This window comes from Kovacikia sp. CALU 1929, from assembly GCF_056784235.1.
This window is the reverse complement of record NZ_JBXBCF010000115.1, coordinates 159,206-184,227: the sequence shown is the minus strand read 5'-3', so window position 1 is coordinate 184,227 and position 25,022 is coordinate 159,206. Positions and strand designations below refer to the sequence as shown.

Here is a 25,022-nt window from a genome sequence, read left to right as displayed (position 1 = left end):
CTGAGCAGTTAGTGAGGAGTATTTAGAGCATCATCGGAGTCCATCGAATCAGGAGCGCGATAACTTCCTACTTGAGTAGATTAACTTGGGCTTTCAGCCCTTTAGGAACCTATGCACTTTCAGTGCATAGTGGTTCAGTTGGGGGCACATCCCTTAGCACCTAGCACCTAGCACCTAACACCTAAAAATAGCGACTTGGTCGGCGCATGGGACGGGGGGCATAGGATGGGGGGGAGTAATAGTCGCCGCGATCGCGCCGAGGGGCATAGCGCTGTGCCCGCTGGCTGGCGGCTTCGATCTGAGCATTCCAGTTGGAAATGGAACTCTGAGCATCATTGTAGAGCGCTCGTCCGTAGCCAATTTTCGATGCTTCCGCGATCGCCTCTGAAAGTTTTCCTTCCTCTGCCAGTTTTTTGGCACGGCTGAGGGTGGGCTGGTCTTCCGCCACTTGAATCAGTCGGGTCCATTTCCGGGTGGATGCCTGGGCTTCGCTGTAAAGTGCCCGACCGGCAGCAATTCTATTCGCCTGTTGAATCGCTTCCTTGAGTTTTTTCTGGCTTGCCAGGGTAGTTGCCTGTTCCAAAATCGGACGGTCTTCAATCGTCTGAATTTGGCGATTCCACTTAAAGATGGCTGCCTGTGCCTCCGATCGCAGTGCTCGTCTCAGGGTGATCGTTTTAGCCAGGGCGATCGCCTGTTTTAATTTGGGAACTGAATTTTCTGCCGCTAGTTGCTGGGCTGCCACCAGGGTCGGACGATCTGCCACCTGCTGCATGTCTTGCCGCCAGCGGGCGATCAAACTCTGAGCATGGAGCCGTTGGGGACGGTTAGGGGTAATGCTCTCCGCCATGCGGATGGCAAGTTGAAACGAGGGAATTTGCCCCAGACTGGCAGCAGAACTGGCAGCCTGAAGCTGGGTCAGGTCTTGAAGCTGCTGCTCTAACTGGGGCATGACTGCCTGGGACTGCTGATAAAAAGAGCTGGTTTTCCGAAACTGCCCAATCTGAGTCATGGTTACCCATACCTTTTGGAGTTGTTCGGATAGCGGCTGTTTGGAAAATCGACTGGCAACCAGAGACTTAGCGCGGCTAAACCAGACGAGATCATTGATATTTTTGGGTGGAGCGACCTCAAAGGGAAGCACCTGAGCCGTTGCGATCGCCCCGGCGACATCTTGCTGACTCAACTGGTCATAGATCATATCCAGCAAAGCTTGAGTCCATTGGGCAATCGATGCTTTCGTTGCCGTATGGGTATAGATACCAGGCGTAATTTGCTTTGCCTGGGCGATCGCTTGAGCCAGCACCTCAGCCCGATAGGGCGCATCCTCTACCTGCCATTGCAGCTCTTGAAGCTGCTGACGGGCATTCTGCTCTGTGGCAAGTCGCTGTCGCAGGCGTTTCACCTCTGCCTGCCAACCCTCATCTTTCTTCAACCTGGAAAATGCCAGAATGTGCTCCTCTGCGGTGATCCAGTCTTGCTGATTCAGCGCAGATTGAAACGTCTTCTTCAGCGTTTTGCCCTGATCATGATCTTTCTGCCAGCCCGCGATCGCGGCTTTCACTTCTTTGTGAATGGGGCTGGTTGCAGGAATTTTATTAGCCAGGGCGATCGCGCCGGGTATGTCACCTTTTTCAGCTTTTTCGCGGGCATTTTTTAGGAGCACCTTTGACCAGTCCTTCATCGCCCGATTGATCTGGTAACTGAGGGGATGGTTCGTAGACCAACTCTTTACCAGGGCAAAGCCAGCCAGAATGGCTTCTGGCTTACCTGACCGGGCTGCTCGTTCGGCACAGTACAGGCGTTCAGAGTCGGGCGCCAGTGGCGCAATCTTTTTGCACTCAGGTAAAGGAGGGATTGAGGCTAGCCAGAGATAGGCAGTGGTTGCCATACCACCACAAAGCGCCAACAGCCCCAGCCAGAGAGCGGGGGTTGCCGCAGCACGAATACCGCCAACCAGTTGTGGTATGTGGAATCGGTGCCTACCAGAGTGAAATGGCATCTGTTCCTGATCAATGTTTCTTTCAGTTCCTTCAGAAGTCTCTTGCATCGATTCCCCCAATTCCAAGCACCCCCACAAATTCCGACGCTTGCCTGACTTTGCCGATATTGTACGCGCTACCACCCAAGTTGAAGCAGTGAAGTAACCGTCACGCAAAGATTAAACACAATTTCTCCCTTGCTTGTGAAAGGGTTTAAAGCTTCCACGGATCCAAGCGATCGGTGTCGTCTAATAGCTATATCAACCGGGGCAACCATATCAGTCAACCCGCCCCTCAGCCGTTTGGGACGGATTACCTATGGCTCAAACTACAAAATCAGGTTGAGGCACGTACCCCAACCTTTGATTCCACCTACTACTTTAATCGTGGAAGTTAATACGCTGCTCAAGCTTTATCGGCATTTCGGTAGCCGAAAAAATCGATGTGGTAATTGGTAATTGAAACGCCCGTTTGCGCTTCGATTTGTTTGATTAAAAATTCTGGCAATTCCACATGAATGTCTAGAATTTGATTCGTGTCAAGACAGTTTATGTGGCTGTGAGAATCGCTAATATTGCCATAGAGCCGGCCATCTGAACGCTCAATGCATTCAATAATTCCCTGGCTGGAAAGCGCTTCCAAATTTTGGTAAACCGAGGTATGCCCAATATCTTTGCCCTGACGATTCAGGCGATCGTAAATTTCCCGAGCAGACAAATGTTCCTGGTCACGCCAAAGCAGTTCCAATATAAAGCGACGCTGACGGCTCAGACGCATCCCCAATGTCTGACACCGATCCAGAGCATCCTCCAGGGATCGAATGGGTTTTAAAGTAGCCACATCATTCTGCATACTCAACGCTTTTGACCAGGATGTTTGTTTATGCCGTCTTCTCGCCTAAAATTCACTGTAGCTTACCACTATAGAAGTTGCAGAAATTCCAGCATCTCAAGCGAAGAGATTTTCAAGGGGACTGCACAATAGACGTTACTAGAATAGTTAGACAAATCGAAGTTTCGTTCCAACTCACTCAATTCTGAATTCATCCTCTAAATCAGCAACGAACCCAACATACGGAAGAAATGCCATATTTAGCCTTAGAGATAAGGTCTGATGTAATAACTTCCCTGTGGGCTTTTTTACCTAATACAGTTATACCACGGGCTAACCCAAACTCGCTACCACTTTACTTTAGTTTTATAGCGCTTCTCGATTGAGCCTGATGCAGGGGAGAGGTTACAAGGTTAGGGGTGGGGCAGGAGTGGTGAGTTGAGATTAAAGACATTCATTTTTTTGCTCTTTATCTTTCTCCTGCCTCACTCCTTACCCCTTTCGCCTCTCGCTTCTCCCAAAGCATTACGCTAACGAAGACACTTCGGTCTGGGTTGATTGCCACAATTTGTGGACAAAGAACTCTGCGCGTTCACGTAAGGTTTCCGAATGAAAATCGCAAAGGGTTGTGATAAACATTCCTTCGTGTGCCTCCGCACTGTGGGCAACCCAAATACCGTGCAGGCTCATTTCCACAAAATCCTCATCGACGGGTGTGATGGTGATGTCCTGGCTGTGCTTCAGCCGCAATGTTATCTCTAAGTGACTCAGTCCAGGGGCATCAGCAGGTACCAGGAAGGATGCTTTTCCGGGTTCCATGTGCAGAGTTTGACCAGTCCGGAGAGCGAGGACCACTCGTTGAGCAACAAATGTCTCTAGAAGAGCTGCGATGCGCTCCATGTGTAATCCGACTTCAGTGTAGGTGAGCTTCAACATTCTGTTGGCTCCTTGGTTGGGGTAGGGGTATGGAGGGGAAAGGGGGAGACGTGCATTGCCGGAAACTCCTGAAAAAAATTACCCCCGCTGCTGAGATCCAGGAGCGGGGGTAAAGCTTAGGTGCTTAACGTTCGACCTATGTAGATGCAAGCCTATGCCTGCACCTCCCGCTCGGTTGTAGTGGATCTAAATTCAGCCCTGCCGGAATCGCACCCAAAATTCTGCCGCCACTAATGGATTTGCCATCAATGGATTTGCCGTTAATGAATTTTCCATAGACGAGTTGCACCATTCCCTCAAACCCAGACAGCACAATAAATGCCGCCCATTTGTTGATGGCAGGTCGGCGATCGCTCGTGCAATGTAAGGTCAATAGAGTGGTGCGTATCATGGAAGGCTTAGACCTAAAAAATCTACTGCTTACATACTACAGATGTAGTATTCATTTGTCTACTACCTTGTTTAAAGTTTTTATTCAAGGTAGTTTTTGTTTAGGGTTGCTAGAAGTCCCTTTTACGGGGCTACATAGGAAAAATGTGCCATTACGGAAAGCACCTGAATTTTCTTTCCTTAAAAAGCGCAAACCCTGTGGAAACTTGCTCAGCAGCTTATTCCACAGGGTTTAGAAAGTAAAAGTTTATTTGCATGAGCGAACAATTACTGCGCCTGGGTTTCCTCAATTACGCCAACCGGCTCTCTAACCCCTGCAACAAAAAACTCTACACGAGTATGGCTTAATTCGATCAAATCTCCATCTTCCAGAAATCGTTGTTTCAGGGTCGCGAGACGGCAACCATTGATGAAAGTGCCATTGCTGCTGCCTACATCAATAATATAGAATCCCCGGTTCGGACGGTGCCCAATGACAGCATGGCAGCGGGAAATGGAAAGTTCTTCCAGGGCGATCGCACAGTTGGGACTACGCCCAATCAGCCAACCTGAGCCAATTTCTGTGACATGGGTTTTGTCAATATCCGGTAAGTTAGTCGTTAGGAAAGCTGTCCGACCAGTCGTAACTGCCTGAATATAGTAAGAACTGACTTCACATCGACTGGGGGCATTCAAAATCGGCTCAATCAGCGTTGTCACCCGACTAAAATCTTCCCCTACCTCAGCAATTAGCGTTTGGGAAATCGACGGGTTTTGCTTCAGGAAGTTTATGGCACGTCCATCAGAAGAATTGGAGAGCTTTAGATTCAACATGGATACCTAATCTGGAAGAACAATTTGCTGTACAACAACAAGTAAGGCTTGAATCACCAGACCCTAAACCCCTGATAAGATTCAGTGCAATCCATTAGCAGTGACTAACCCAACTGAAACCTTGTAAAAGGTCTCTTTCTGAGGCGCAGGCGGACATTTGCAACCTGATTCTCACCCCAGCCTTGGGTTGGCGTTCGATGCATCGGGTCTAACCCAGTTGTTCACATTCCTCTTCACCCAGTTGAGTGACACAGGTTAATTACGTAGACTAAACCGCAGAATACGTGGGAATGACAACCGTGCGACAGAAAACCTTCTTAAAACCTTTACACAGGAATTGGGTTGAGTTGAAGTTCTTGAAGAGGTTATAAACTTCTGTTAAGGAAATACCGTGAATATACTGATTCTCTAATCAGCAATTTTTAAGTTAAGCGATGCTTGAGCCAAAACCCAAGTAAAGGAAGAGTGATCCGGTAGTGATACTCCGGTCCATAAACCAGACCCTTTTGCTCCAAACTTGCCAAAGCTCCCTGCAAGCCACCCCCGCGAGATAACCGATGTTTCTGAATATACTCACGGGAATGGGGGCTATCAGTCGGATCAAGTGCCAAACTTTCGAGCACCCGTACTTGACTGGGGGGCAGCAGTAGCACTAAGGACTCAAAGGTGAAAGACAAATCTTCAACCAGAGTGAGGGCGCTGCGGTAAATGTGGTGGGGGTGGATGGAGTAAGTGGGAGAGGGGGAAGTGGTGGTTAGTGGTTGGTGGTTAGTGGTTGGTGATTCTGGGTTATTCCCTGCTCCCTCTCCCATCTCCCCTCTCCCTTCCGCTCCGCTCCTCTGCTCCTCTACTTTCCGATCTAACCAAATTCGGCGGGCAAGGGCGATCGCGTCTCCCATATGCCCCTGCACGTAATCAAAAAATAGCTGAAGCGCACCACTGTCAGGTTCAAACTGTAACCCTACCGTTGCCATGCTGGACTCCAACCAGGGCTGGAGGTCTTCGTTTTTCAACGGTCCCAGCCTAACTACCTGCATATTGCTGTGTTGGACCCAGCTTTCCGCAAAGGTCGAAATCAAAGCATAGCTGACCCGCGTTTGCATCTGAATTTCCTGGCGTAGATAGCTCTGCCACTTTTCAGAACGATCCCAGGAGCGAATGTGGGGAAAGTTCATGAACACCAAGACAACCCGACAGTTAAGCTGCTCTGCCAATGCTTGAGGCAATGACAGCAGGCTTTGAAAAAGCTGCCATTCATTTTTGGATGACAGGTGCCAGGATAGCCAGGGCTGCCTGCTGCTGGTTCGTTCTAAAACGATCGGTTGATCAATCGACCAATGTTCGATCAGGTCCAGTTCTGAATCTGACTGAAAATTTAAAATAATCCCCTCAGCCAGCAATTGTAAAAATCGGTTACTGTCTGTTGCCCGTAAACAGTCAATTTCAATGACCTGGGCACCAACGGTTTGGGCTGCATGGCGAAGTAGGGTGCGCCGTCCGCTACCCGGCACTCCTGCAAGCAGCAGATCGCCATCTGACGCCAGGATGTGGGCAATCTGATTGAGTTCTGCACGTCTGCCTACAAGGGCTTGAGGAATGAACGGGTTCGCAATCATAGAGAAATATCTAGGGAGCTTAATACTATTTAATAGTGCCGTAGTCTCAGTTTAGGCACTATGATCAAGTGCTGTAGGTGTTATAGCATCCTTTACAAAATCTTCCCATGACTGTAAATTCCCCCGTGACGACTTCAGTGCCGCTCTGGCATACCTTTGAGGTTGAACAGACTTTAGGGCAGTTGCAGAGCGATCGCCAGTCGGGGTTAACCGATCAGCAAGTCGCGATCCAGCTTGAGCGCTACGGATACAACGAGCTGACCGAAACAGGAGGGCGGGGCACCTGGCAAATTCTCCTGGAACAGTTCACCAACATCATGCTGATTTTGCTGATTGTGGTGGCAATCATTTCCGGTGTGCTTGATTTTGTCGATTTACGGGCAGGAAGTCTTTCCCCTGGAGAAATCCCCTTTAAAGACACCATAGCCATTCTGGCGATCGTCATTTTGAATGGACTGTTGGGCTACTTACAGGAAAGCAAGGCAGAAAAAGATCTGGCAGCCCTGAAGAAACTAGCTACCTCCCGAGTGCGCGTTATCCGCGATGGCAGGATTGGTGAAATTGACTCCAAGGAGCTGGTTCCGGGCGATATTATGCTGCTTGAGGCGGGAGTTCAGGTTGCGGCTGATGGGCGATTGATTGAAGGATCTAATCTGCGAATTCGAGAAGCGGCACTGACTGGCGAAGCCCATGCCGTTGGTAAGCAGGCAAATGTGGAGTTGCCGGACGATACGCCAATGGGCGATCGCGTCAACCTTGTGTTCCAGGGCACTGAAGTAGTCCAGGGGCGTGGCACCGTAGTCGTCACCTGCACTGGGATGGAAACTGAACTGGGACGTATAGCTACCATGCTCCAGTCGGTTGAAGCGGAGCCAACCCCTTTGCAAAATCGGATGGATCAACTTAGCAAAGCCCTGGTGGCAGGGGCAATGACCCTGGTTGCCCTGGTGGTCATTGGTGGCATGATTCACCTAGGCTTGCAAAGTTGGAAAGAACTTTTAGAAGTGTCGCTCAGTATGGCAGTGGCGATCGTCCCCGAAGGGCTGCCTGCGGTGATTACCGTGACGCTGGCGCTGGGGACTCAACGCATGGTGCGGCGACATGCCTTGATTCGCAAGCTGCCAGCAGTAGAAACCCTTGGCTCTGTGACGACCATTTGTTCGGATAAGACCGGGACGCTCACCCAAAACAAAATGGTGGTGCAATATGTCCATACCAGCCATGCCTCTCTCCATGTGACCGGTGAAGGCTACGACCCCATGGGCGACTTTCATGTGGTCAAGCATTCCCCATCTTTGTCTCCGATTAATCCTCAAGAGCAGCCGGAATTGCTGAACCTGCTGATTGCCTGTACTACCTGCAATGATGCAGTGTTGCAAAAGGAAGTGGGCGAGTGGGTAATTCTGGGCGATCCGACGGAAGGTGCATTGCTCACCCTTTCAGGCAAGGCAGGCTTTCAGAAGGATCTGTGGGCTGACAAATTTCCCCGCGTGGCTGAGTTTCCCTTCTCTTCAGAGCGCAAGCGGATGAGTGTGGTAGTGGAGGCAAGCAGCAACCGTGCAACTGGCAACAGTCCAGCCCCCTACATGATGTTTACCAAAGGCTCCCCAGAGCTGATTTTGGAGCGCTGCACCCAGATTCAGGTTGGGGATATGGCTGAGTCAATTACGGATACTCAACGCCATCAGATTTTAGAGCAGAATAACCAGATGGCAGGGCGGGGTCTGCGTGTACTCGGTTTTGCCTGCAAGCCATTAATAGAAATTCCAGTTGAAGGCTCGGATGAGCAGACCGAGCAGGATTTGGTCTGGTTGGGATTGGCGGGAATGCTGGATGCCCCCCGTCCGGAAGTCAGGGAGGCGGTTGCTCGCTGTTGGGACGCTGGGATCCGCCCAGTTATGATTACCGGAGATCATCAGTTGACTGCCCAGGCGATCGCTGAAGATTTAGGGATTGCCCAACCGGGCGATCGGGTCTTGACCGGGCGCGATCTGGAAAAAATGGATCTGAAACAACTGGAACAGGAAGTTGGTCAGGTCAGCATCTATGCCCGCGTTTCGCCAGAACACAAGCTGCGAATTGTGCAGGCACTCCAACACAAGAACCAGATTGTTGCCATGACTGGGGATGGAGTCAACGATGCTCCCGCCCTGAAGCAGGCAGACATTGGGGTTGCTATGGGGATTACAGGTACTGATGTCAGTAAAGATGCCAGTGACATGGTACTGATGGATGACAACTTTGCCACGATTGTTGCCGCTGCCGAGGAAGGGCGGGTTGTTTATACTAATATTCGCCGCTTTATCAAGTACATTCTGGGTAGCAACATTGGTGAATTAATTACGATTGGAGCTGCCCCTCTGATTGGGCTGGGGGGGGTTCCGCTGACACCCCTACAAATTTTGTGGATGAATTTGGTGACAGATGGGTTGCCAGCACTGGCACTGGCGGTGGAACCTGCCGAACCGAATGTGATGAAGCGCCCTCCCCACAATCCCAGTGAGAGTATTTTTGCCCGGGGGCTGGGTTCTTACATGATCCGGATTGGCATCATCCTATCCATTCTGGCAATCAGTCTGATGGTCTGGGCTTACAACTATGTCCAATACACACCCGGCGATCCAGAACGTTGGAAAACAATGGTGTTTACGACGCTATGCGTTGCCCAAATGGGACACGCCCTGGCAATTCGTTCCAATACTCAACTGACCATCGAGTTAAACCCGTTCTCCAACCCTTACGTTCTGGTTGCGGTTAGCTTGACCACCTTCTTGCAGTTGATGCTGATTTATGTCCCCTTCCTGCGCAGTTTCTTTGGCACCCACTATCTCAGCCTGCCTGAGCTTGGCGTTTGTTTAGGATTCAGCATGCTGATGTTTGTCTGGATCGAGTTGGAAAAGTTAGTATTTCGCTGGTATTCCAGGAGGAAGGGAATCAGGTGAGAGTTGAGAGTTAAAAGTTGAGAGTTGAGAGTTATGAGTTACGAGTTATGAGTTGAGAGTTATGAGTTGCTTTTCCCATGTACCTTCGTTCTCTCCACCTGCGGCAGTTTCGCAACTACCTGGATCAGCAGGTGGAGTTTGACGCACCAAAAACTATTCTGGTTGGCGATAATGCCCAGGGAAAATCAAATCTGCTGGAAGCCGTCGAACTGCTTTCAACGTTGCGATCGCACCGCACTTCCCGCGATCGCGATTTGGTCTTGAGCGGGGCAGCGATCGCCCAAATCACCGGACAATTGGAGCGAAACCTCGGCTCAGTCGAACTTGCCATGACTCTACGGAGCAACGGTCGTCGTACCGTTGCCCTGAATGGCGAATCCCTTCGCCGCCAGCTAGATTTTCTGGGCATTCTGAATGTCGTTGAATTCTCCAGTTTGGACCTGGACCTGATCCGGGGTGGACCAGAGCAACGGCGCAACTGGCTTGACTCACTACTGATTCAGCTAGAACCTGTTTACGCCTATATTTTGCAACAGTACAACCAGGTATTACGCCAGCGAAATGCACTGTTGAAAAGGAGTCAGGAGCCAGAAGCTAGAAGCCAGGAAGGAGACGTAGCGATCGCTCAATTTGCTCCTTCCCCCTTTCCCCTTTCTTCTCCCTCTTCCCAAACTTCCTCCCCCTCCACTGAACTAGCCCTTTGGGATGCTCAACTTGCCGCCGCCGGAACTCGTGTCATCCGACGGCGAGCCAGAGTGGTGCAGCGGTTGATTCCACTAGCCGCCTATTGGCACCGGGAAATTAGCGGCAGCACTGAGGAGCTAGAAGTCCGTTATGCGCCAAATGTGCCGTTGCAGGAAGATGATCCGGCAGTTGTGAAGCAGACATTTTTGGAGAGAATTCAGGCGCGGGCGATCGCCGAGAAATACCAGGGCAACACCCTAGTTGGTCCCCATCGGGATGAAGTCGAGTTCACAATCAACCAGACCTCGGCACGCCAGTACGGTTCCCAGGGACAACAGCGAACCCTGGTGCTGGCGCTAAAACTAGCGGAGCTGAAACTAATTGAGGATGTGATTGGCGATTCACCCCTACTGTTGCTTGACGACGTTCTAGCAGAGCTAGATCTTCATCGTCAGAACCAACTACTCAATGCCATTCAAGATCGTTACCAAACGCTAATCACCACTACCCACCTGGGAGCCTTCGAAGCACAATGGCTTCGCTCTTCCCAAATCTTTTCGGTGAAAGCAGGGCAAGTGTTTTTACAGAGTTGAGAGTTGAGAGTTCTTTACTCTAAGCTGCTCCCCCGAACTCCGAACTCCGAACCCCGAATCCTTTGTCCAGACTGACCTGGCTTCAGGAATAACCAGCCAACAAAAAAGAAGGATGCGGTCAGTAGCTGCACCAGGTCTAATGCGGACAGATAGCCATCTGAGAAGGAAGCAATGCTTCGGTCGGTGATTCCAAATAGCCAGGAAGAAACTCCTAACAACCAGATGCCCCGCTTCAATTCCCACAATACTGGGTGAAATTCTGCTGGTTTTTCTTTCATGATGAGATCTCAACCTGGAGCAAGATAACAGAAGAAACAGAACACCTGCTAAAGCTGGATGACCTGTTGTAACTCCATGTTAAAAAAGATTAACTCTACTTGCCATAAGTCCACAGATGTATAAGCTACAAAAGTTGACGGTCGGTTAGGATCGCGATCGCTACAACCAGTATCGTGACGCAGCTAATATTGGCACCGTTCAAACCCGTCCAGTTTGCGATGCGAAGTCATTAAACCTGCCATGTTTAGGACTTTGTCTGCACCTTTGCCGGGTCAATGTTGATGAAAGGTAGAGTACTGCCGCCCCCAGTAACCAGCGGAAACTTACCATCCCATTTCTCGATCGCCTGCTTCTGCAATAGCTCTGGAGTCAATGTTTCCCGCACTAATCGTTGCGCTTCTGCCTGCCCTTTTGCCCGGTTAACGGTTGCTTCGGCTTCCTGTTCAGCTTCCTGAGCAATATAAACAGCTCGCTGTGCCCGTTGCTCAGCAATTTGCTTGTCCTCGACGGCTTTAGAAAATTCGGTTGAAAAGGTCAGGTCTACCACACTGGTATCTAACACAAGAATTCCATACTTTTCCAGTCGCCCACCCAAAGCAATATCAAAGTCTTGCTTCAGTTCATCCCGTTTCGTAATCGCTTCTTCTACAGTGCGGCGGGCAGCCGCAATTTTGAAGGACTCCTGAGTTTGGGGAGCAACAATCTTCGCCACAATGTTTTGCAGTGTGCCCTGTTTACGTCGAATCCCGACCACTTGAGTCGGATCCAGCCGAAAGTTGATAGCAAAACTAGCAGTGAGTTCTTGCAAGTCTTTCGTAGAACTCTGGGCAGGTACTTCAAACTTCTGCACGGTCAGGTCATACATATCGACTCTAGAAACTAGCGGTGGCTTCAAGTGTATTCCTTCCAGTAATACGCCATCCTGCGCCTTTCCCAAGACACTTAAGACACCCGCCTCACCAGGATTGATGATGACAAAGGAATTTAGTCCGATGAAAGCAAGAATCCCCAGCAGAACCAGTCCTACTGTGGTTAACCAATTTTGTGTTTGTGTTTTCACGTCGTCTTTCCTTTATGAGGCACTCTATGACGATAGGTGTTTATGTAAGGTATCTGCAAGGGTTCCTATTTTCGAGTAGTCAAAGAATGGTAGGCTGAAAGCCTTGTAAATAGAAGCAATAGAATGTTTACTCTAGTACTGCGCGGCGTAAGTTTAGCCCCTATGGGGAAAGAGCCAGGTATAGTAGGCGATTTGTGCCACACCTTACTAGTTTCATCAACGAAAAAATGAAAGAGTTTGTTCAATTAATTCTGGGAAAGTTTGGCTATCGTCTGGTGCGTACAGAAACTCTTTCAGTTAGTCCACCCGCACCCACCCCCAGCACTCCCCTCGATCAGTTCTTTACAGTGCTACAAGGGCTGGGATTTCAACCGACCCATATTTTAGATATCGGAGCCAATCGTGGCGGTTGGACAAGGCAAGCTCTCCGCTTTTTTCCAGACTGTGCCTATACGTTGATTGAGCCTCAAGCACAGCTCAAGGCTCAAATCGCTGATTTATTAGAATCAAATTCAAAACTTCAGTGGATTACAGCGGGAGCTGGGAATGAGCATAAAACTCTCAAGTTTACGGTTTGCGATCGCGACGACAGCAGCAACTTCCGATTCTCCAGTGAAGCAGCCGCAGCCCATGGATTAAACCAAATTGAAGTGGAAGTTTTTCCCTTAAATGATATTATTGCTAACCTTAATGCGCCTATTCCAGAAATGGTCAAAATAGACGCTGAAGGTTTTGATTTAAAGGTAGTTTCAGGAGCTTCTAAACTAATTGGAAAAACTGAAATTTTCTTACTAGAATCAGGAATTTGCGCTAGAGAAATTGAGAATACACTAGCAAGAAATATTGCTGTCATGGAGCGATTGGGCTATGTTCCCTTTGATATTACCGATCTCAACCGTAGCCCAACCCACGGGGTGTTATGGCTCTGTGAAATGGCATTCATCAAGCGAGATAGTCCGCTTTTAAAGCCGGTCGTTTTTTACTGATGGAGACTGGCAGAAATTCTGCTGTAAAGAGTGGATGAGTCACCCATCTACTCATCTAACCAAAAACTCAAAACTCAACTCTCCCTGCCCCTCTCCACAAAGTCTGGTCTTGCTTGCTGAGTTTGCCTTAGAGCTTGTTCCAGAGAAGTCCAATCTTCTTGCTCAATTTGAGCAATGAACTGACTAAGCACTTCCTGGTAAGCCGAGAGCGATCGCACCAGGGCTACCCGGTTGTATTTTGCCATCATCATCCCTAACTCTGGATTTCCCCCACCCACCCGACTGGTATCCCGAAACCCCGAACTGGCAAGTGCTTTAGCAAGGTCTAAAACAGTCGGACTGGTTTCGCCCAGACAGGCAGCAATCAAGCTGGCACTCGTTATCACAGGCAGGTGAGAGATCCAGGCAACCGCGCGATCGTGATCATCAGGATGGCAGTGGTAGATTCGGACTTGCAGAGGGCGCACAATCTCTTCGACTAACTTTGTGGCACTGTCCGGGGTTGATTCCGTTGGGGTTAAAACATAAGGAGCATTCACAAACAAACCGCGCAGAGCCGCTTCAATTCCACTTTCAGCGGTTCCTGCCATCGGGTGTCCCCCAACAAAATTTGCCCACAGGGGCGAAATCGCCTCTACTACCCAGCCCTTAACCGAACCGACATCGGTCAATACAGCTTCAGCCCCAAGATGGGGGATAAGTTCTTCAACGGTTGATTGCATCACTCCCAACGGAGTACAAATAAAGATTAAATCGGCATTATTCATCAAGGTCAGGCTGGTACTTGCATCATCCACCGCGCCACGAGCGATCGCCCGCTGGCAGGTTTCCTGCTTGCGGCTCACGCCTGCAATGTAATGCCCCTGCGATCGCAAATCCAATCCCAGTGATCCACCAATCAATCCCAGCCCTACAATGCCAATATTCATGCCTGCTTCTCCTGGCTCTTACACAGTCCAGCGTCATACAGTCTAAAGTCCAACAGGCATATTTAGTTTAAATCTGGGCACGCTAACGTTGGGTTTTCAGCATCAACCTGGACAGGTAAAAGGGAATTTGATGAAAGCTGAGGAATTTCTAAGCAAATATGCAGAGGGCAGACGAGATTTTCCCGGAGCCAATCTGGCTGAGGCAAACTTGAGTGGGGCAAACCTGAGCGGAACCGATCTCAGTGGAGCAAACCTGAGTGTGGCAAACCTGAGTGGAGCAAACCTGAGCGGGGCAAACCTGACCAAAGCCAAGCTCAATGTTGCCAAGTTGAGCGGTGCAAATCTGGGCAAAGCTAACCTTTCTCAAGCAATTCTCAACGTTGCCAATTTGACTCTGGCAGATCTGAACGGGGCTGAAATGAGTCAGGCATCGCTTGTGCGTGCCGAATTAAGCAGGGCTGACCTGAGTGGAGCCAACCTGAGCCGTGCTAACTTCAGTGGGGCAGATCTTAAGGACGCGAAGTTGCGGCATGTGAACCTGTCAAATGCCAATCTCAGTCGGGCAGACCTGAAGTGGGCAACCTTTACATCTGCCAACCTCTCTCAGGCAAACCTGCATGGAACAGACTTAAGCAGTGCCGACTTTAACGGAGCCGACCTCAGCAGTGCCGAGCTTCGGCAGGCAAATATGAGCCGCGCTAACCTGCGGGGCGCAAATTTGATTGGGGCAAACCTGCGCTGGGCAGACCTCAGTGGCGCAGATCTCAGTGGCGCAGACCTCAGCGGGGCACGGTTAAGTGGGGCAAATCTGACCGGGGCAAGTTTGAGCAATGCTACCCTGTTGGGTACGACCCTGGTACATGTAGATCTGACCCGCGCAAATTTGATTGGGGTTGACTGGGCAGGAGCCGATCTGAGCGGAGCCACCCTGACTGGGGCAAAACTTCATGCAACTCCTCGGTATGGAGTCAAAACGGATGGCTTAATTTGCGAATGGGTTGATCTCAGCCCAAATGGAGATCAGAGCAAGATCTATCGGTTGGCAGAAGAAACCAATAGCCCCTTCTTTCGGGAAACTTCGCCCGCCGTTCGGATTACGGTTGATGCCATGCTGGATCACGATGCTCACCATGCTCTGGCACTCAGCTATCGTCAGATTGCTCAGCACTACAAAGTCCCATCCAACCCACCCAGCATCCAGATTGGTCGCCGCCGAACGACACTTACGTTTGACCTGGAAAGTGATTACGAGTTATTTTTGCTATCTTTTATCGTGGTTTTGCCTTTTAAGGATGCAGCCGATATCCAAAAAGTTGCGATCGCTCTGATTAAACTGACGCAATCGCCAGAAGTAGCCCACAGCCTGGGAAATCCCAAAAAGGTTCAGCCATTAACTGACAGTATTAATCACGTTTTGGTCCGATCAAGCGGACTCACCCTATCCGAAAATTCCCTTAATGCCCTTGGGAAAATCAAATTCTTTCAGGCTCCGACCAAAACAGCCCTGATCAACTCTAGTAATCGCTCCTTAACCATTTACAGTCATCCCACGTTTGGCAAACGAATCGTTGATCAGACTGACCCCATCACCGCCGCTCTGATCATCAAACCAGAACATCCTCCCGAATTACCCTCCCTATCGACTCTGGTTGACTTTATTCAGGGGTTTCATTAGAGGGGAGTTTTGAGTTGAGCGTTTTGAGTTGAGCGTTTTGCAGGATATGGGTAAAGGGCAATAGGGCAGCCCCGTATCCTATGACAAAGCTTGGCAAACTCCCTTTTTTATGCCCTATTCCCTTTGCCTTCCGGGTATGAGAGATTAAGACATCTCCGGTTAAGAAGTTGAAATTTCCTGGTCATGGTGAACCCTTGTACAGGTGAGGAAGAGGAGTGGTATCGCTTGCGTCTGCTGGTAGGCACACTTTCTGGCATAGTAGCAGCAAAGTTTGTGAATACTAGGGTTGTCGGTGCTTTTAACATCTGTGCCAGAATGAAGGTCATTTGGTAGACGAGGGTCTGAAATCTGTGATTGAGGTAGAAGTCCACCAGCAGTTACGTGCTTACCTGCGAGAGCAGGGCAAGCCTTACTGGTCGCATCATCTGACGATGGCGCGTCTGGTAGCGCGTGCGTTGCGCCTGGGACGGAATGCTTTGATGCAAACAGATTCCCTTTCCCGCTATCAAGGGCGTTATCGTCTGAGCTACCTGGTGTCTATCCTGATGTGGCAGGGACCGGTTGTGTTGGTGGCAACTGAGGCAGTACAGCAGAGGCTACTGATGGTAGAGATCCCGCAGTTGCGCCAGTGGATTCAATCTTGTAAGCCAATTCAAACAGGCGATCGCTTCCCCGATCCTGGTTTTCAGGGATTGTTCCTGACCACGCCTGAGAGCTGGTTGAGCGATCGCCTGTTTGAACAAGGGCGCTTTCCAGAGGGAATTCCCACCATCTTGGATGGCGTTGATGATCTGGAAGACTGGACCTGCGATCAGTTGGCTACGCGCCTTCAACCAAGTGACTGGGATGAACTGATGCTTGCCTGCCCCGGTCACGTTGAATCGATTCGGGATGCTCGTGTTCAGTTGACGAAAACCATCTTTGAGCGTCCGGCAAACCCCTACGAAGGTTTTCTGCTAGACCCCTACGAGCGAGAGATTCTAGAAGATCTGCTGCAAGCTCTTCAAACCCCCTCCTTTTCTCCCCTCTCTTCCTCTCTTCCCCTGCCTCCCTCCCCCCCTCTCTCCCTCCCCCCCTCTCCCCTGCTTCCCCAATCCTGGCAACGGTTTTATCAATCACTCCAATCTGAAAAATCCTTACTTTGGGCTGACATTGCCCGACGACAGGGGCAGTTTTTTCTGAACTGTGGTCCGATTGAGATTGCGTCTACGCTGGCTCCTGTGTGGTTAAAGCAGCCGATTGTGTTAATTGGAGGGGCACTCGATCTGGATACAGAAGCAACCGTTTACCGTCAACGGCTGGGGCTTGGAGACCTCACTTGTCTGAAGTTTGCCAGCGATCGCCAGGATGAGTTAATCCATCTTTATCTGCCTGACAAACTGCCCATGCCGAATACCCCGGAATTTCAGCAAGCGCTAATCCGGGAAATGCATACCTTGTTGAGGGTCAGTTTTAGTGCCCAGGGTCTAACGGTTTTGATTGTTGGCGATGTTCCCCTGAAGGCACAGGTCGGTTCAGTTCTGGCATCTGAATTTGGCTCCCGTGTTCAGGTTGAGCGCACCTGCCTGGATGATAACGGTGTGCTGGTGACCGGCTGGGAGTTCTGGCAGCAACATCAGAGCGTGTTGCCCGCTCCTCAACTGCTGGCGATCGCCACGTTGCCCATTCCCTCCTTAGAAAATCCTCTGGTCGCGGGGCGGGTTGCCCATTACAAGCAACAGCGCCAGGATTGGTTTCGTCTTTACCTGCTACCGGAAGCGTTAAGCAAATTGCAGCAAGCGATCGCGCCCGTGCGAGAACGCCAGGGTGTAGTCGCCCTTCTGGATAGCCGTGTCGTTCACCGCAACTATGGCAATCAGGTTCTAGCTGCCCTCCATCCTCTAGCACGTCTCAGTTATCTAGATGCCAGTCTATTCAACCAATCAGACTGTTCCTTGCTTGAGTAGAGCCACCCCCATTCCTCACCTTATCCCTCCCACCTGCTAACTCCTGCATTTCTAACCAAGCCTCTACTTCATGCAAAAGGCTATTGACTAATATTCTCAAGTGTTTTTAATATTAGACTTGGTCTTCCTGCAACTTCATCTGAGTGAAAAAGTTCTTTTCTCATAAAAAAATATTGATTTGGTTATTCTGGATGGGTTCTTTGGGGCTACATGGACTGCTCCTCATGGTGCCAATGTCTGCTCCAGAGCAGCCAGTTGAAGAGAAGACCGTGAAGGTGGTTGCACGCCCCAAGCAACCTGTTCCGAAGCCGCCATCCTCACCGGTGATTGCCAGGAAGCCTCCTGTAGCAAAGGCAAAGCCTTCACCCAAGCCATCCCTTCCCCAGCGTCCCCCAGCCATCATTGCCAGTCCTACGCCAATCCCCACGCCGGACCCAACAGCAGAAGCTCCTAAACCCTCTCCCTCCCCCTCTCCTCAACCCGATCCATCTCCTACTCCAGAAGAATCTGGTCTGGGAAAATTGCTGTCCACCTTTGCGGAAGTTGATGGAGCCAAACCGGGCTGTCAAAATGGCAAGAAAGATTGCTGGCGATCGCAGAACACCCAAATGCGGTCAGTCGCAGATGACCTGAAGCAACGCTTTGAGGCTCAAGGTTACAAGATTGAGGAAAAGGATGATCTGTCCGAAACAGGCATGAAGATTTATGAGGTCTCAAAACCGAGTAAACCCCCTTCTTCCTACCTTCACTTTTTTTCAACTAGACAAGGAACCGTTTATTATCTTAACTCCGAGCCTTTGAGTGTTGCAGAACTGGAAAATATTGTTGGAGTGTGATGGTTGCTTGGGAACACCCTCAGCGTGGAGTCAAGCACTGATAGCCTGACCCGAGTTCCAATTTGTAAGGGATTTTCGGTGGTGCTGCGGGCGTGGAGCCTTAGCCCAGAGGGAACGACCACACAATAGCGATGTTCCCGCCCCAAAAACTGGCGATCGCGCACCACTGCCACCCCTGCTTCATCTGGCTCCAGGAAACAATCCTCCTGGCGAATCATCAAATCCGCCAGCAGTTCTTTAACCTCTGAATTTTGAGCCTGAGTACTCAAACCCAAACCATTCTCCTGCTCCTCTGCTCCTCCGCTCCTTTGCTCCTCCGCCCCTCTGCTCCCCTGCTCCTCTGCTCCCATCCTTACATCACTGCCATCAAAGCATCCCACCTCCGTTTCCCACCGTTGCCCATCCCACCGGGCAGGCAGAAAATTCGCCTGGGTGACAAATTCAGCCACAAAGCGGGATGCCGGTTCCTGATAAATCGTCTCTGGCGCTCCCAATTGCTCCATCTGCCCCTGATGGATGACAGCCACCCGATCGCAGATGGAAAGCGCTTCTTCCTGATCGTGGGTGACAAACAACGCAGAGGTTCCTGTTTGCTTCAGAACATCCCGAATTTGCTGGCGTAGCCGTAACCGCACCTGGACATCCAGATTACTCAACGGTTCATCCAGCAAAATCAGGGCTGGTTGGGGAGCAAGGGCACGGGCAAGGGCAACCCGTTGCTGTTGACCTCCCGAAATCTCGTGGGGATAGCGTTTTTCCAGCCCTTGTAGCCCCACCAGGGCGATCGCCTCTTCCACCCGTTGTCTAATTTGGAGGGGAGAGTAGCGGCGAAACCGCCGCCGATTTCTCAGTCCAAAAGCGACATTGCCTGCTACAGTCAGGTGGGGAAACAGGGCATAGTCCTGAAACACCATCCCTACATCCCGCCGTTCTGGTGGTAGCCAGTATCCGCCGCCTGCAACGGTTTGCCCATTTAGCTGAATGATTCCCGCCTGGGGTTGTTCAAATCCAGCAATTAACCGCAGTAGAGTGGTCTTGCCACAACCAGAGGGACCCAAAAGCCCTAAAATATCGCCCTGGTAGAGCTTTAAGCTGATATCACTGACAGCAGCAGGGGTTTGGGGAGAAAAGCGTTTGGTGACGTTCTCCAGTTGCAGAATAACGGACTGGCTCATTAGAGAATTTCAGGCAACCTGAGGCTTTAAACAAATTGTTGAGACTAATCATCAACAATTTCGGTACCTTAGTAAAGGAATTTCTGAAATTCTTTCTCATTAAATGGCTTGAAACACTGTGGTAAACCGCGATCTTCCCACCGCTCCCTCTCGCCTGACCCTCCAGGCTCCTTCGGCTTATCTTTGGACTGTGGTGGTAGGGGCGATCGCCCTACTGCTGGCGTTACCCGTGCTGGTTATCCTGAGTACGGTCCTGGCGGATGCTGGAGAGGTGTGGAAACACCTGGCAGAAACCGTTTTATGGACCTACGTTGCCAATTCCCTGTGGCTCATGTTGGGAGTCGGTGCCGGTGTGACTGTGATTGGCACAGGAACCGCCTGGCTGGTGACGATGTGCCGGTTTCCAGGTAGGTGGCTGTTTCAGTGGGCGCTACTACTCCCCCTGGCGGCTCCCGCATACATCCTGGCATACGTGTATACCGAGCTATTGGCGTTCTACGGGCCGGTGCAAACGGGATTGCGCAATGCCTTTGGTTGGGAAAGCGTGGCGGACTACTGGTTTCCCAATATCCGATCGCTGTGGGGAGCGATTCTCATGCTGACCCTGGTGCTGTATCCCTATGTCTATCTTCTGGCGCGATCAGCGTTTTTGAGTCAATCGGTTGCCATGAGAGAAGCCAGTCGTAATTTAGGTTGTGGACCATGGCGCAGCTTTTTTGCCGTTGCCCTGCCTCTGGCGCGTCCGGCAATTATGGCTGGGTTGGCGCTGGCATTAATGGAAACTCTGAATGACTTTGCTACAGTGCAGTTTTTCTCCGTCGATACCTTCACGACTGGGATCTATCGCACCTGGTTTGGGCTGGATGAACGGCTGGCGGCATCCCAACTGTCGGCGTGCCTGTTGCTGTTTGTGTTCTGGCTGGTGTTCCTGGAACGCTGGTCGCGGGGACGGGCGAAGTACTACCAGACAGTGAGTTCCCAGCAACAGATGGTGGGTTATCACCTAGGCTGGTTGGCAGCGATCTCCGCCTTCCTTGCCTGCTTGATCCCTGTCAGCCTTGGTTTTCTGGTGCCGGGAGGAATATTGCTCAAAATGGCGCTGGCAGACCCCAGCCAGTCTTTTGATCAACGATTTTGGAGCTTTGCCACCCATAGCCTGATCTTAGCCCTGGTAACGGCTGCCCTGGCAGTGGTGATTGCTATTGTGATGGCGTATGGTTTGCGCCTGTACCCTACTTTAGGAATCCGGCTGGCAACCCAGACGGCGGCAATGGGCTATGCGGTTCCTGGTTCGGTGATTGCAGTTGGTATCCTGGTGCCCATTGGGGGGTTGGACAATGCGATCGATGCCTGGATGCAAGCTAATTTCGGCATCTCCACTGGTTTGCTGTTGAGTGGCACCATTGCGGCTCTGGTCTTTGCCTACCTGGTGAGATTTCTGGCAGTTTCATTCAGCACCGTGGAGGCGAGTTTGACCAAAATCAAGCCCAGCCTGGATGATGCCTCTCGCAGCCTGGGGCATGGCACCCTTAGCACGCTGGTACGAGTCCATATTCCGTTAATGCTGGGCGGATTGCTGACCGCTGCAACCCTGGTGTTTGTTGATGTGATGAAGGAACTGCCTGCAACCCTGATTGTCCGTCCCTTTAACTTTGATACGCTGGCAGTCCGGGTCTACAACCTCGCCTCTGATGAGCGGTTGGCAGAGGCATCGGGGGCAGCCTTGGCGATCGTGCTGGTGGGGTTAATGCCCGTCATCCTGCTCAGTCTGGGCATGAGCAGAGCAAAGAGATCGAATTAACCGAAGGGGAGAGGGGCGAGTTGAAAGTTGAGAGTTGAAAGTTACAGCCGTTTTCATTTGAATTCACTACACCCCCCACCCTATACCCCCCACCCAAGATCGCCCCTTGCCGTAGGTTAGGTAGAGCGCCAGCGAAACCCAACACCCACAAACCACCTCCAGCCTACAGCGATCTACAATTTTGAAAAAGTGTTGAATTGCTCCTTTTGCGTAGTTAGTAATGTTGGGTTTCCTGTCGTCAACCAACCTACAAGTCGGGCGATCCTACTGTTACAGCGGATGGTTCGGCATCTTGGGGAGTTCCTGTCGCTTCCACTTAGCGACAACAGAGTCGCGGTAGAGTAAGGGCAGCACAGTGTTCTGGCCCATGTGCAGAAACTCATCGCGGGAGCACATCCTGCCCCTCTCAACAATAGGCTTGGCGCAAATCTTCTTGATCTTGGGGTGCTCGAAACTCGCGTCTATTTCATGTGCGAAGACGTTCCTCACTTGGCGGACTGCGTCGATTTTGTCGCGCTCGTCTTTTGTGATTAGTCCGAGGAGATATGCAAACTTGGTCTTCCCCGAAAGTGAGCCGAGGGGGGCGTAGGGATCTTCAAAGAGATCTTCGACGTCCTTCGAGTCAAGCAGGAAGCTCTTGATGATCCGTTGCAAGCACCCTTCAATATGCGAAGCAATAACTAATGTGATACCGCGATCACTCTCGCCAGCCGAGTGTTTCAGCACGGTCAGAAGCTCCTCGGCTCGCATCAACTCCCTTTGCTCATCGTCCGTCATAGGCGCTAAACCCTTCACGTCCTCGCTGGTTTAACGGTTCGGCTGAGCGGTTGTAAGTAACCAATCGCCTTCATCTTTCATCCTTCCCTTCTGGCAGCACTCTAACGCGAGCGTATTTCAAGCCGTTGACTCCCTGGAGGGGCTGGACTGAGCCTCGTTCGATCGCGCGATCGACCCATCCCTCTCGCGTCAAATAGCGCAGATATTGCTGATACTCATCCCATTCTTCTTCAGTGGAGTAAACCAGAGTCAGCATTCCTGGCTGAGTAATCCGAGTCTGAGTTTCCTCATCAATCGCCTTATCAATCCGCTTCTTCACAATTTCATAGCGGGTGTCGCGGGTGCCCCGCACATCAAATAACCGCTCCGTGGTTTCGTCATGAAAAATATCCACGGTTAAATCCTGCACCAGAATCAGGTGGGTTACCTGCATGCTGGTATCGTATTTTTGCTGTAAGCCCATTGCCGTGCGGGCACAGTCACAGACGGCTTGTAGCTGCTCATAACGCAGGCTGCGAAGCTGGAACCTACCAAACTTAGGGTCTATAGACTTTCCGGCATAAATCATATGGTCAATGCCATCCGTTGACTCCAGATCACAATAGTGGGGACTGATCTGCTGCATTTTTACCTGCCAGCGTTCCCAGGTTTCCCGCAACAAATTATTGATTTTGCCCACCATCTCGTCATAGCGGGTGCGTGCCCGGTACACACACTGATGGTCGTTATCACAGGCAGCCCGATAGGCATTGACGGCAGCGGCGGCGGCATCACCACACGCAGCAAAATAGTCGAAATACGACTCCAGATTGTCTCGCAGGTAGCGGATACCAGACACCTCTGCATCGACTGTGACAGATTCCTGCAAGCGCTGAACATACTCCAACAGGTCAAGGCGAAGTTGTTGACCCAGGGCTACCTCTTGAGCAACGCAAACCGCTTCTACCACTGCCAGCCCCAGACGAAACTGTTCTAGCAAATCTGTCTGGATTGCCCGGTTGCGTTCATCAGACGACCCACGAATATCTGAGATGCCATACAGTGGGTAGACTTCGGTAAACACAATCGGTTCGGGTGGCAATCCCAGGCTACGGTGCTCTGCCTCTTGAAGAAAACGCCATTCTACAGCAGGGTGAATATTGGTAATAAACCGTCGCTGCATTAGTTGTCGTTGGGCATCGGTCAACGCGGCTGTAAAGGTTGGGATCAATTGTTCGGCATGGCAACAGTCCAGAGCATCAAAATTATGGGGGCGATCGCTCAGCAGGGCAACAACCCCCACCACAGGATAGGAAATTTTGGATTTCAGATTTGGGATTTCAGATTTGGGATTCTCCTCGTCTCCCCATCCCCCCATCTCCCCATCTTCCCCATCCCCCTCGGCTCCCCATCTCCCCATCTCCTCCGCTCCCCTACCTGCAATCTGAGGCACCAGCGGAATCAGCAACAGAGATCGCACCCCCAACGCCAGTAACTTCTGCCCCACTTCACTGTGGCAGTTGTCTGCCAGGTCAGAAACCGCAAGCACCTGATTCGTTTGCACCGCTTGCAGGAAATGGGAGTTCTGCAAAGATTCGAGGGAGTAGGTGGAATGATCCAGTTCCTCACTCACTGAACCTGTGAAAAGGCGGGTCTGATTGCCTTCAATGCAGAGGATAACAGCATTTTGGGCACGGAAGAGTGATTGCATCTGCCCATTCACTTCGCAAAATTTCTCTGGCTGCAAAATCGAGTCCTGATTAATCAATAGCTGAGTGATTCGACGCATCGTTTCGCGATCGGTCACATCTACCCCTTCCAGCAGCAACCACCCTTCTACGCGATAGTTCTCCAGATTTAACCGCTGCTCTAACTGTTGAAACTGATGCGGGTCAGTCAATTGCCGTTCCAGTTGCTCGACTGTCATTTGCTGCAAGCCCAGATCAGCAAACTCATCCAACAGGGAATTTAAGCGAGTAATGGCTAATTGCTCAGACCGGAACCAGAACTCGATATGGCGGGGGGCTGCATAAAGGGGACTTTGCAGCGTCAACATCACTGGCTCATCCAGCAAGCGACAGCCACGCGGATCAACTCGGAAAAAATCCCGAAACACCAGATGTAACAAATGCCTGCGATACAACCGCTGCACTGCCACATGATCTGCTTCTGAAAGTAAGTGGTTCAGAACATCCCCCAAATTTCTCCCCAAATTTTCTGGGTTCTCAGCAGACAGGCGATCGCCCCCTATGCCCACCAGCTTGCAAAAATAATCGTTGGCATACCTCAGAGCCAGTGTGGTTGGTTCAATCACTGCCACCAACAGCCGACTACAGCGCTGAAAATAATTCAGCCAATCTGTGCGCTCTACCAAAGCCTGAAGTTGCTGAATTTCAGCCACATCCGGAAACTGAGCAGCTAATTTTCGTAACCCAAGGTTCCCTGCCTGCTGGTTTCGAGTTGGGTTTTCGAGAGGTTGAATATCCCGTGCCGTGGGGTTCTCCAGCGACACTCCAGCCACTGATTCAGAAGTGTGCATAGATCCGCAATTCCTATGACGATTCAGGTTTAAAGTCTGTCCAAAAAATCCCTGGATTGACTACGGGCTTTGGCAATTAGGGTTTTTCAGATAGGCTTTTAAGCTCTAGTTTGCCTCTTTTGCCTGCGTGAATCTACGTTTAAAGTACATTCTTATTCCTTCTTTCACATCACCCTTTTTCACACCTTCAGCTTTGTTGAAAATAGGGGAACATGGAAGTGATGGAAAAATTTGGAACGAGGAGAGCGGTAAT

20 protein-coding genes are annotated in these 25,022 nt (G+C 50.8%); 8 read left to right on the top strand and 12 right to left on the bottom strand.

Annotation, left to right across the window (positions count from 1 at the left end; all coding sequences use genetic code 11):
• Positions 1 to 181: 181 nt before the first annotated feature.
• Positions 182 to 2,050, bottom strand: coding sequence for a hypothetical protein (locus AC1S52_RS32260; RefSeq protein WP_482033151.1), 1,869 nt, complete (start codon positions 2,048 to 2,050; stop codon positions 182 to 184).
• A gap of 173 nt (positions 2,051 to 2,223) precedes the next feature.
• On the opposite strand from AC1S52_RS32260, the gene AC1S52_RS32255 reads away from it, so the two are divergent.
• Positions 2,224 to 2,379: a hypothetical protein gene (locus AC1S52_RS32255; protein ID WP_482033150.1), complete on the top strand. Its 156-nt coding sequence runs from the start codon at positions 2,224 to 2,226 to the stop codon at positions 2,377 to 2,379.
• Between the two features lie 8 nt (positions 2,380 to 2,387).
• On the opposite strand, the gene AC1S52_RS32250 is transcribed toward AC1S52_RS32255, so the two are convergent.
• The 5 genes from AC1S52_RS32250 to AC1S52_RS32230 all read right to left on the bottom strand — a co-directional run bounded on the left by AC1S52_RS32250 (position 2,388) and on the right by AC1S52_RS32230 (position 6,568).
• Positions 2,388 to 2,822, bottom strand: a complete 435-nt coding sequence (locus tag AC1S52_RS32250; protein ID WP_482033149.1) for a Fur family transcriptional regulator — start codon at positions 2,820 to 2,822, stop codon at positions 2,388 to 2,390.
• A gap of 516 nt (positions 2,823 to 3,338) precedes the next feature.
• A complete protein-coding gene (locus AC1S52_RS32245) occupies positions 3,339 to 3,749 on the bottom strand; it encodes an alr0857 family protein (protein WP_482033148.1) in 411 nt (136 codons plus the stop codon).
• A 136-nt stretch (positions 3,750 to 3,885) separates the two neighbouring features.
• Positions 3,886 to 4,140 (bottom strand): hypothetical protein, encoded by a 255-nt coding sequence (locus AC1S52_RS32240; protein WP_482033147.1) that lies wholly within the window; start codon positions 4,138 to 4,140, stop codon positions 3,886 to 3,888.
• Positions 4,141 to 4,406: 266 nt separating this feature from the next.
• Entirely contained in the window at positions 4,407 to 4,952 is a 546-nt protein-coding gene (locus tag AC1S52_RS32235) for an FHA domain-containing protein (RefSeq protein WP_482033146.1), read from the bottom strand.
• A 422-nt stretch (positions 4,953 to 5,374) separates the two neighbouring features.
• Entirely contained in the window at positions 5,375 to 6,568 is a 1,194-nt protein-coding gene (locus AC1S52_RS32230; protein WP_482033145.1) for an ATP-binding protein, read from the bottom strand.
• 107 nt (positions 6,569 to 6,675) lie between these two features.
• Here AC1S52_RS32230 and AC1S52_RS32225 point away from each other — a divergent pair, with 107 nt between their 5' ends.
• Complete coding sequence (locus AC1S52_RS32225) at positions 6,676 to 9,510, top strand: cation-translocating P-type ATPase (protein WP_482033144.1); 2,835 nt, start codon at positions 6,676 to 6,678, stop codon at positions 9,508 to 9,510.
• 77 nt (positions 9,511 to 9,587) lie between these two features.
• Positions 9,588 to 10,787, top strand: a complete 1,200-nt coding sequence (locus AC1S52_RS32220) for a DNA replication/repair protein RecF (RefSeq protein WP_482033143.1) — start codon at positions 9,588 to 9,590, stop codon at positions 10,785 to 10,787.
• A 14-nt stretch (positions 10,788 to 10,801) separates the two neighbouring features.
• On the opposite strand, the gene AC1S52_RS32215 is transcribed toward AC1S52_RS32220, so the two are convergent.
• Both AC1S52_RS32215 and AC1S52_RS32210 read right to left on the bottom strand, forming a co-directional pair.
• Positions 10,802 to 11,065, bottom strand: coding sequence for a hypothetical protein (locus AC1S52_RS32215; protein ID WP_482033142.1), 264 nt, complete (start codon positions 11,063 to 11,065; stop codon positions 10,802 to 10,804).
• Positions 11,066 to 11,310: 245 nt separating this feature from the next.
• The gene (locus AC1S52_RS32210; protein ID WP_482033141.1) at positions 11,311 to 12,126 is read right to left on the bottom strand and encodes a prohibitin family protein; all 816 of its coding nucleotides are present in this window, start codon (positions 12,124 to 12,126) and stop codon (positions 11,311 to 11,313) included.
• Between the two features lie 227 nt (positions 12,127 to 12,353).
• Between AC1S52_RS32210 and AC1S52_RS32205 the strand changes: the two genes are divergently transcribed.
• On the top strand, positions 12,354 to 13,112 hold the full coding sequence (locus AC1S52_RS32205) for an FkbM family methyltransferase (RefSeq protein WP_482033140.1): 759 nt from the start codon (positions 12,354 to 12,356) through the stop codon (positions 13,110 to 13,112).
• 74 nt (positions 13,113 to 13,186) lie between these two features.
• Here the strand turns inward: AC1S52_RS32205 and AC1S52_RS32200 are convergent, their stop codons facing one another.
• A complete protein-coding gene (locus tag AC1S52_RS32200; protein WP_482033139.1) occupies positions 13,187 to 14,041 on the bottom strand; it encodes a prephenate/arogenate dehydrogenase in 855 nt (284 codons plus the stop codon).
• A 130-nt stretch (positions 14,042 to 14,171) separates the two neighbouring features.
• Here AC1S52_RS32200 and AC1S52_RS32195 point away from each other — a divergent pair, with 130 nt between their 5' ends.
• From AC1S52_RS32195 to AC1S52_RS32185, 3 genes are all read left to right on the top strand, one after another.
• Positions 14,172 to 15,716: a pentapeptide repeat-containing protein gene (locus AC1S52_RS32195; protein WP_482033138.1), complete on the top strand. Its 1,545-nt coding sequence runs from the start codon at positions 14,172 to 14,174 to the stop codon at positions 15,714 to 15,716.
• A gap of 326 nt (positions 15,717 to 16,042) precedes the next feature.
• Complete coding sequence (locus tag AC1S52_RS32190; RefSeq protein WP_482033137.1) at positions 16,043 to 17,662, top strand: helicase C-terminal domain-containing protein; 1,620 nt, start codon at positions 16,043 to 16,045, stop codon at positions 17,660 to 17,662.
• 224 nt (positions 17,663 to 17,886) lie between these two features.
• Complete coding sequence (locus tag AC1S52_RS32185; protein WP_482033136.1) at positions 17,887 to 18,498, top strand: hypothetical protein; 612 nt, start codon at positions 17,887 to 17,889, stop codon at positions 18,496 to 18,498.
• On the opposite strand, the gene AC1S52_RS32180 is transcribed toward AC1S52_RS32185, so the two are convergent.
• Positions 18,441 to 19,673 carry an ABC transporter ATP-binding protein gene (locus AC1S52_RS32180; protein WP_482033135.1) on the bottom strand — a complete coding sequence of 411 codons (1,233 nt, stop codon included), beginning with the start codon at positions 19,671 to 19,673 and terminating at the stop codon, positions 18,441 to 18,443. The two genes, AC1S52_RS32185 and AC1S52_RS32180, sit on opposite strands and share 58 nt — an antisense overlap.
• 118 nt (positions 19,674 to 19,791) lie before the next feature.
• On the opposite strand from AC1S52_RS32180, the gene AC1S52_RS32175 reads away from it, so the two are divergent.
• Positions 19,792 to 21,474 (top strand): ABC transporter permease, encoded by a 1,683-nt coding sequence (locus AC1S52_RS32175; protein ID WP_482033134.1) that lies wholly within the window; start codon positions 19,792 to 19,794, stop codon positions 21,472 to 21,474.
• A 270-nt stretch (positions 21,475 to 21,744) separates the two neighbouring features.
• On the opposite strand, the gene AC1S52_RS32170 is transcribed toward AC1S52_RS32175, so the two are convergent.
• A complete protein-coding gene (locus tag AC1S52_RS32170; protein WP_482033133.1) occupies positions 21,745 to 22,251 on the bottom strand; it encodes a hypothetical protein in 507 nt (168 codons plus the stop codon).
• Between the two features lie 70 nt (positions 22,252 to 22,321).
• Complete coding sequence (locus tag AC1S52_RS32165) at positions 22,322 to 24,769, bottom strand: GAF domain-containing protein (RefSeq protein WP_482033132.1); 2,448 nt, start codon at positions 24,767 to 24,769, stop codon at positions 22,322 to 22,324.
• Positions 24,770 to 25,022 lie beyond the last annotated feature (253 nt).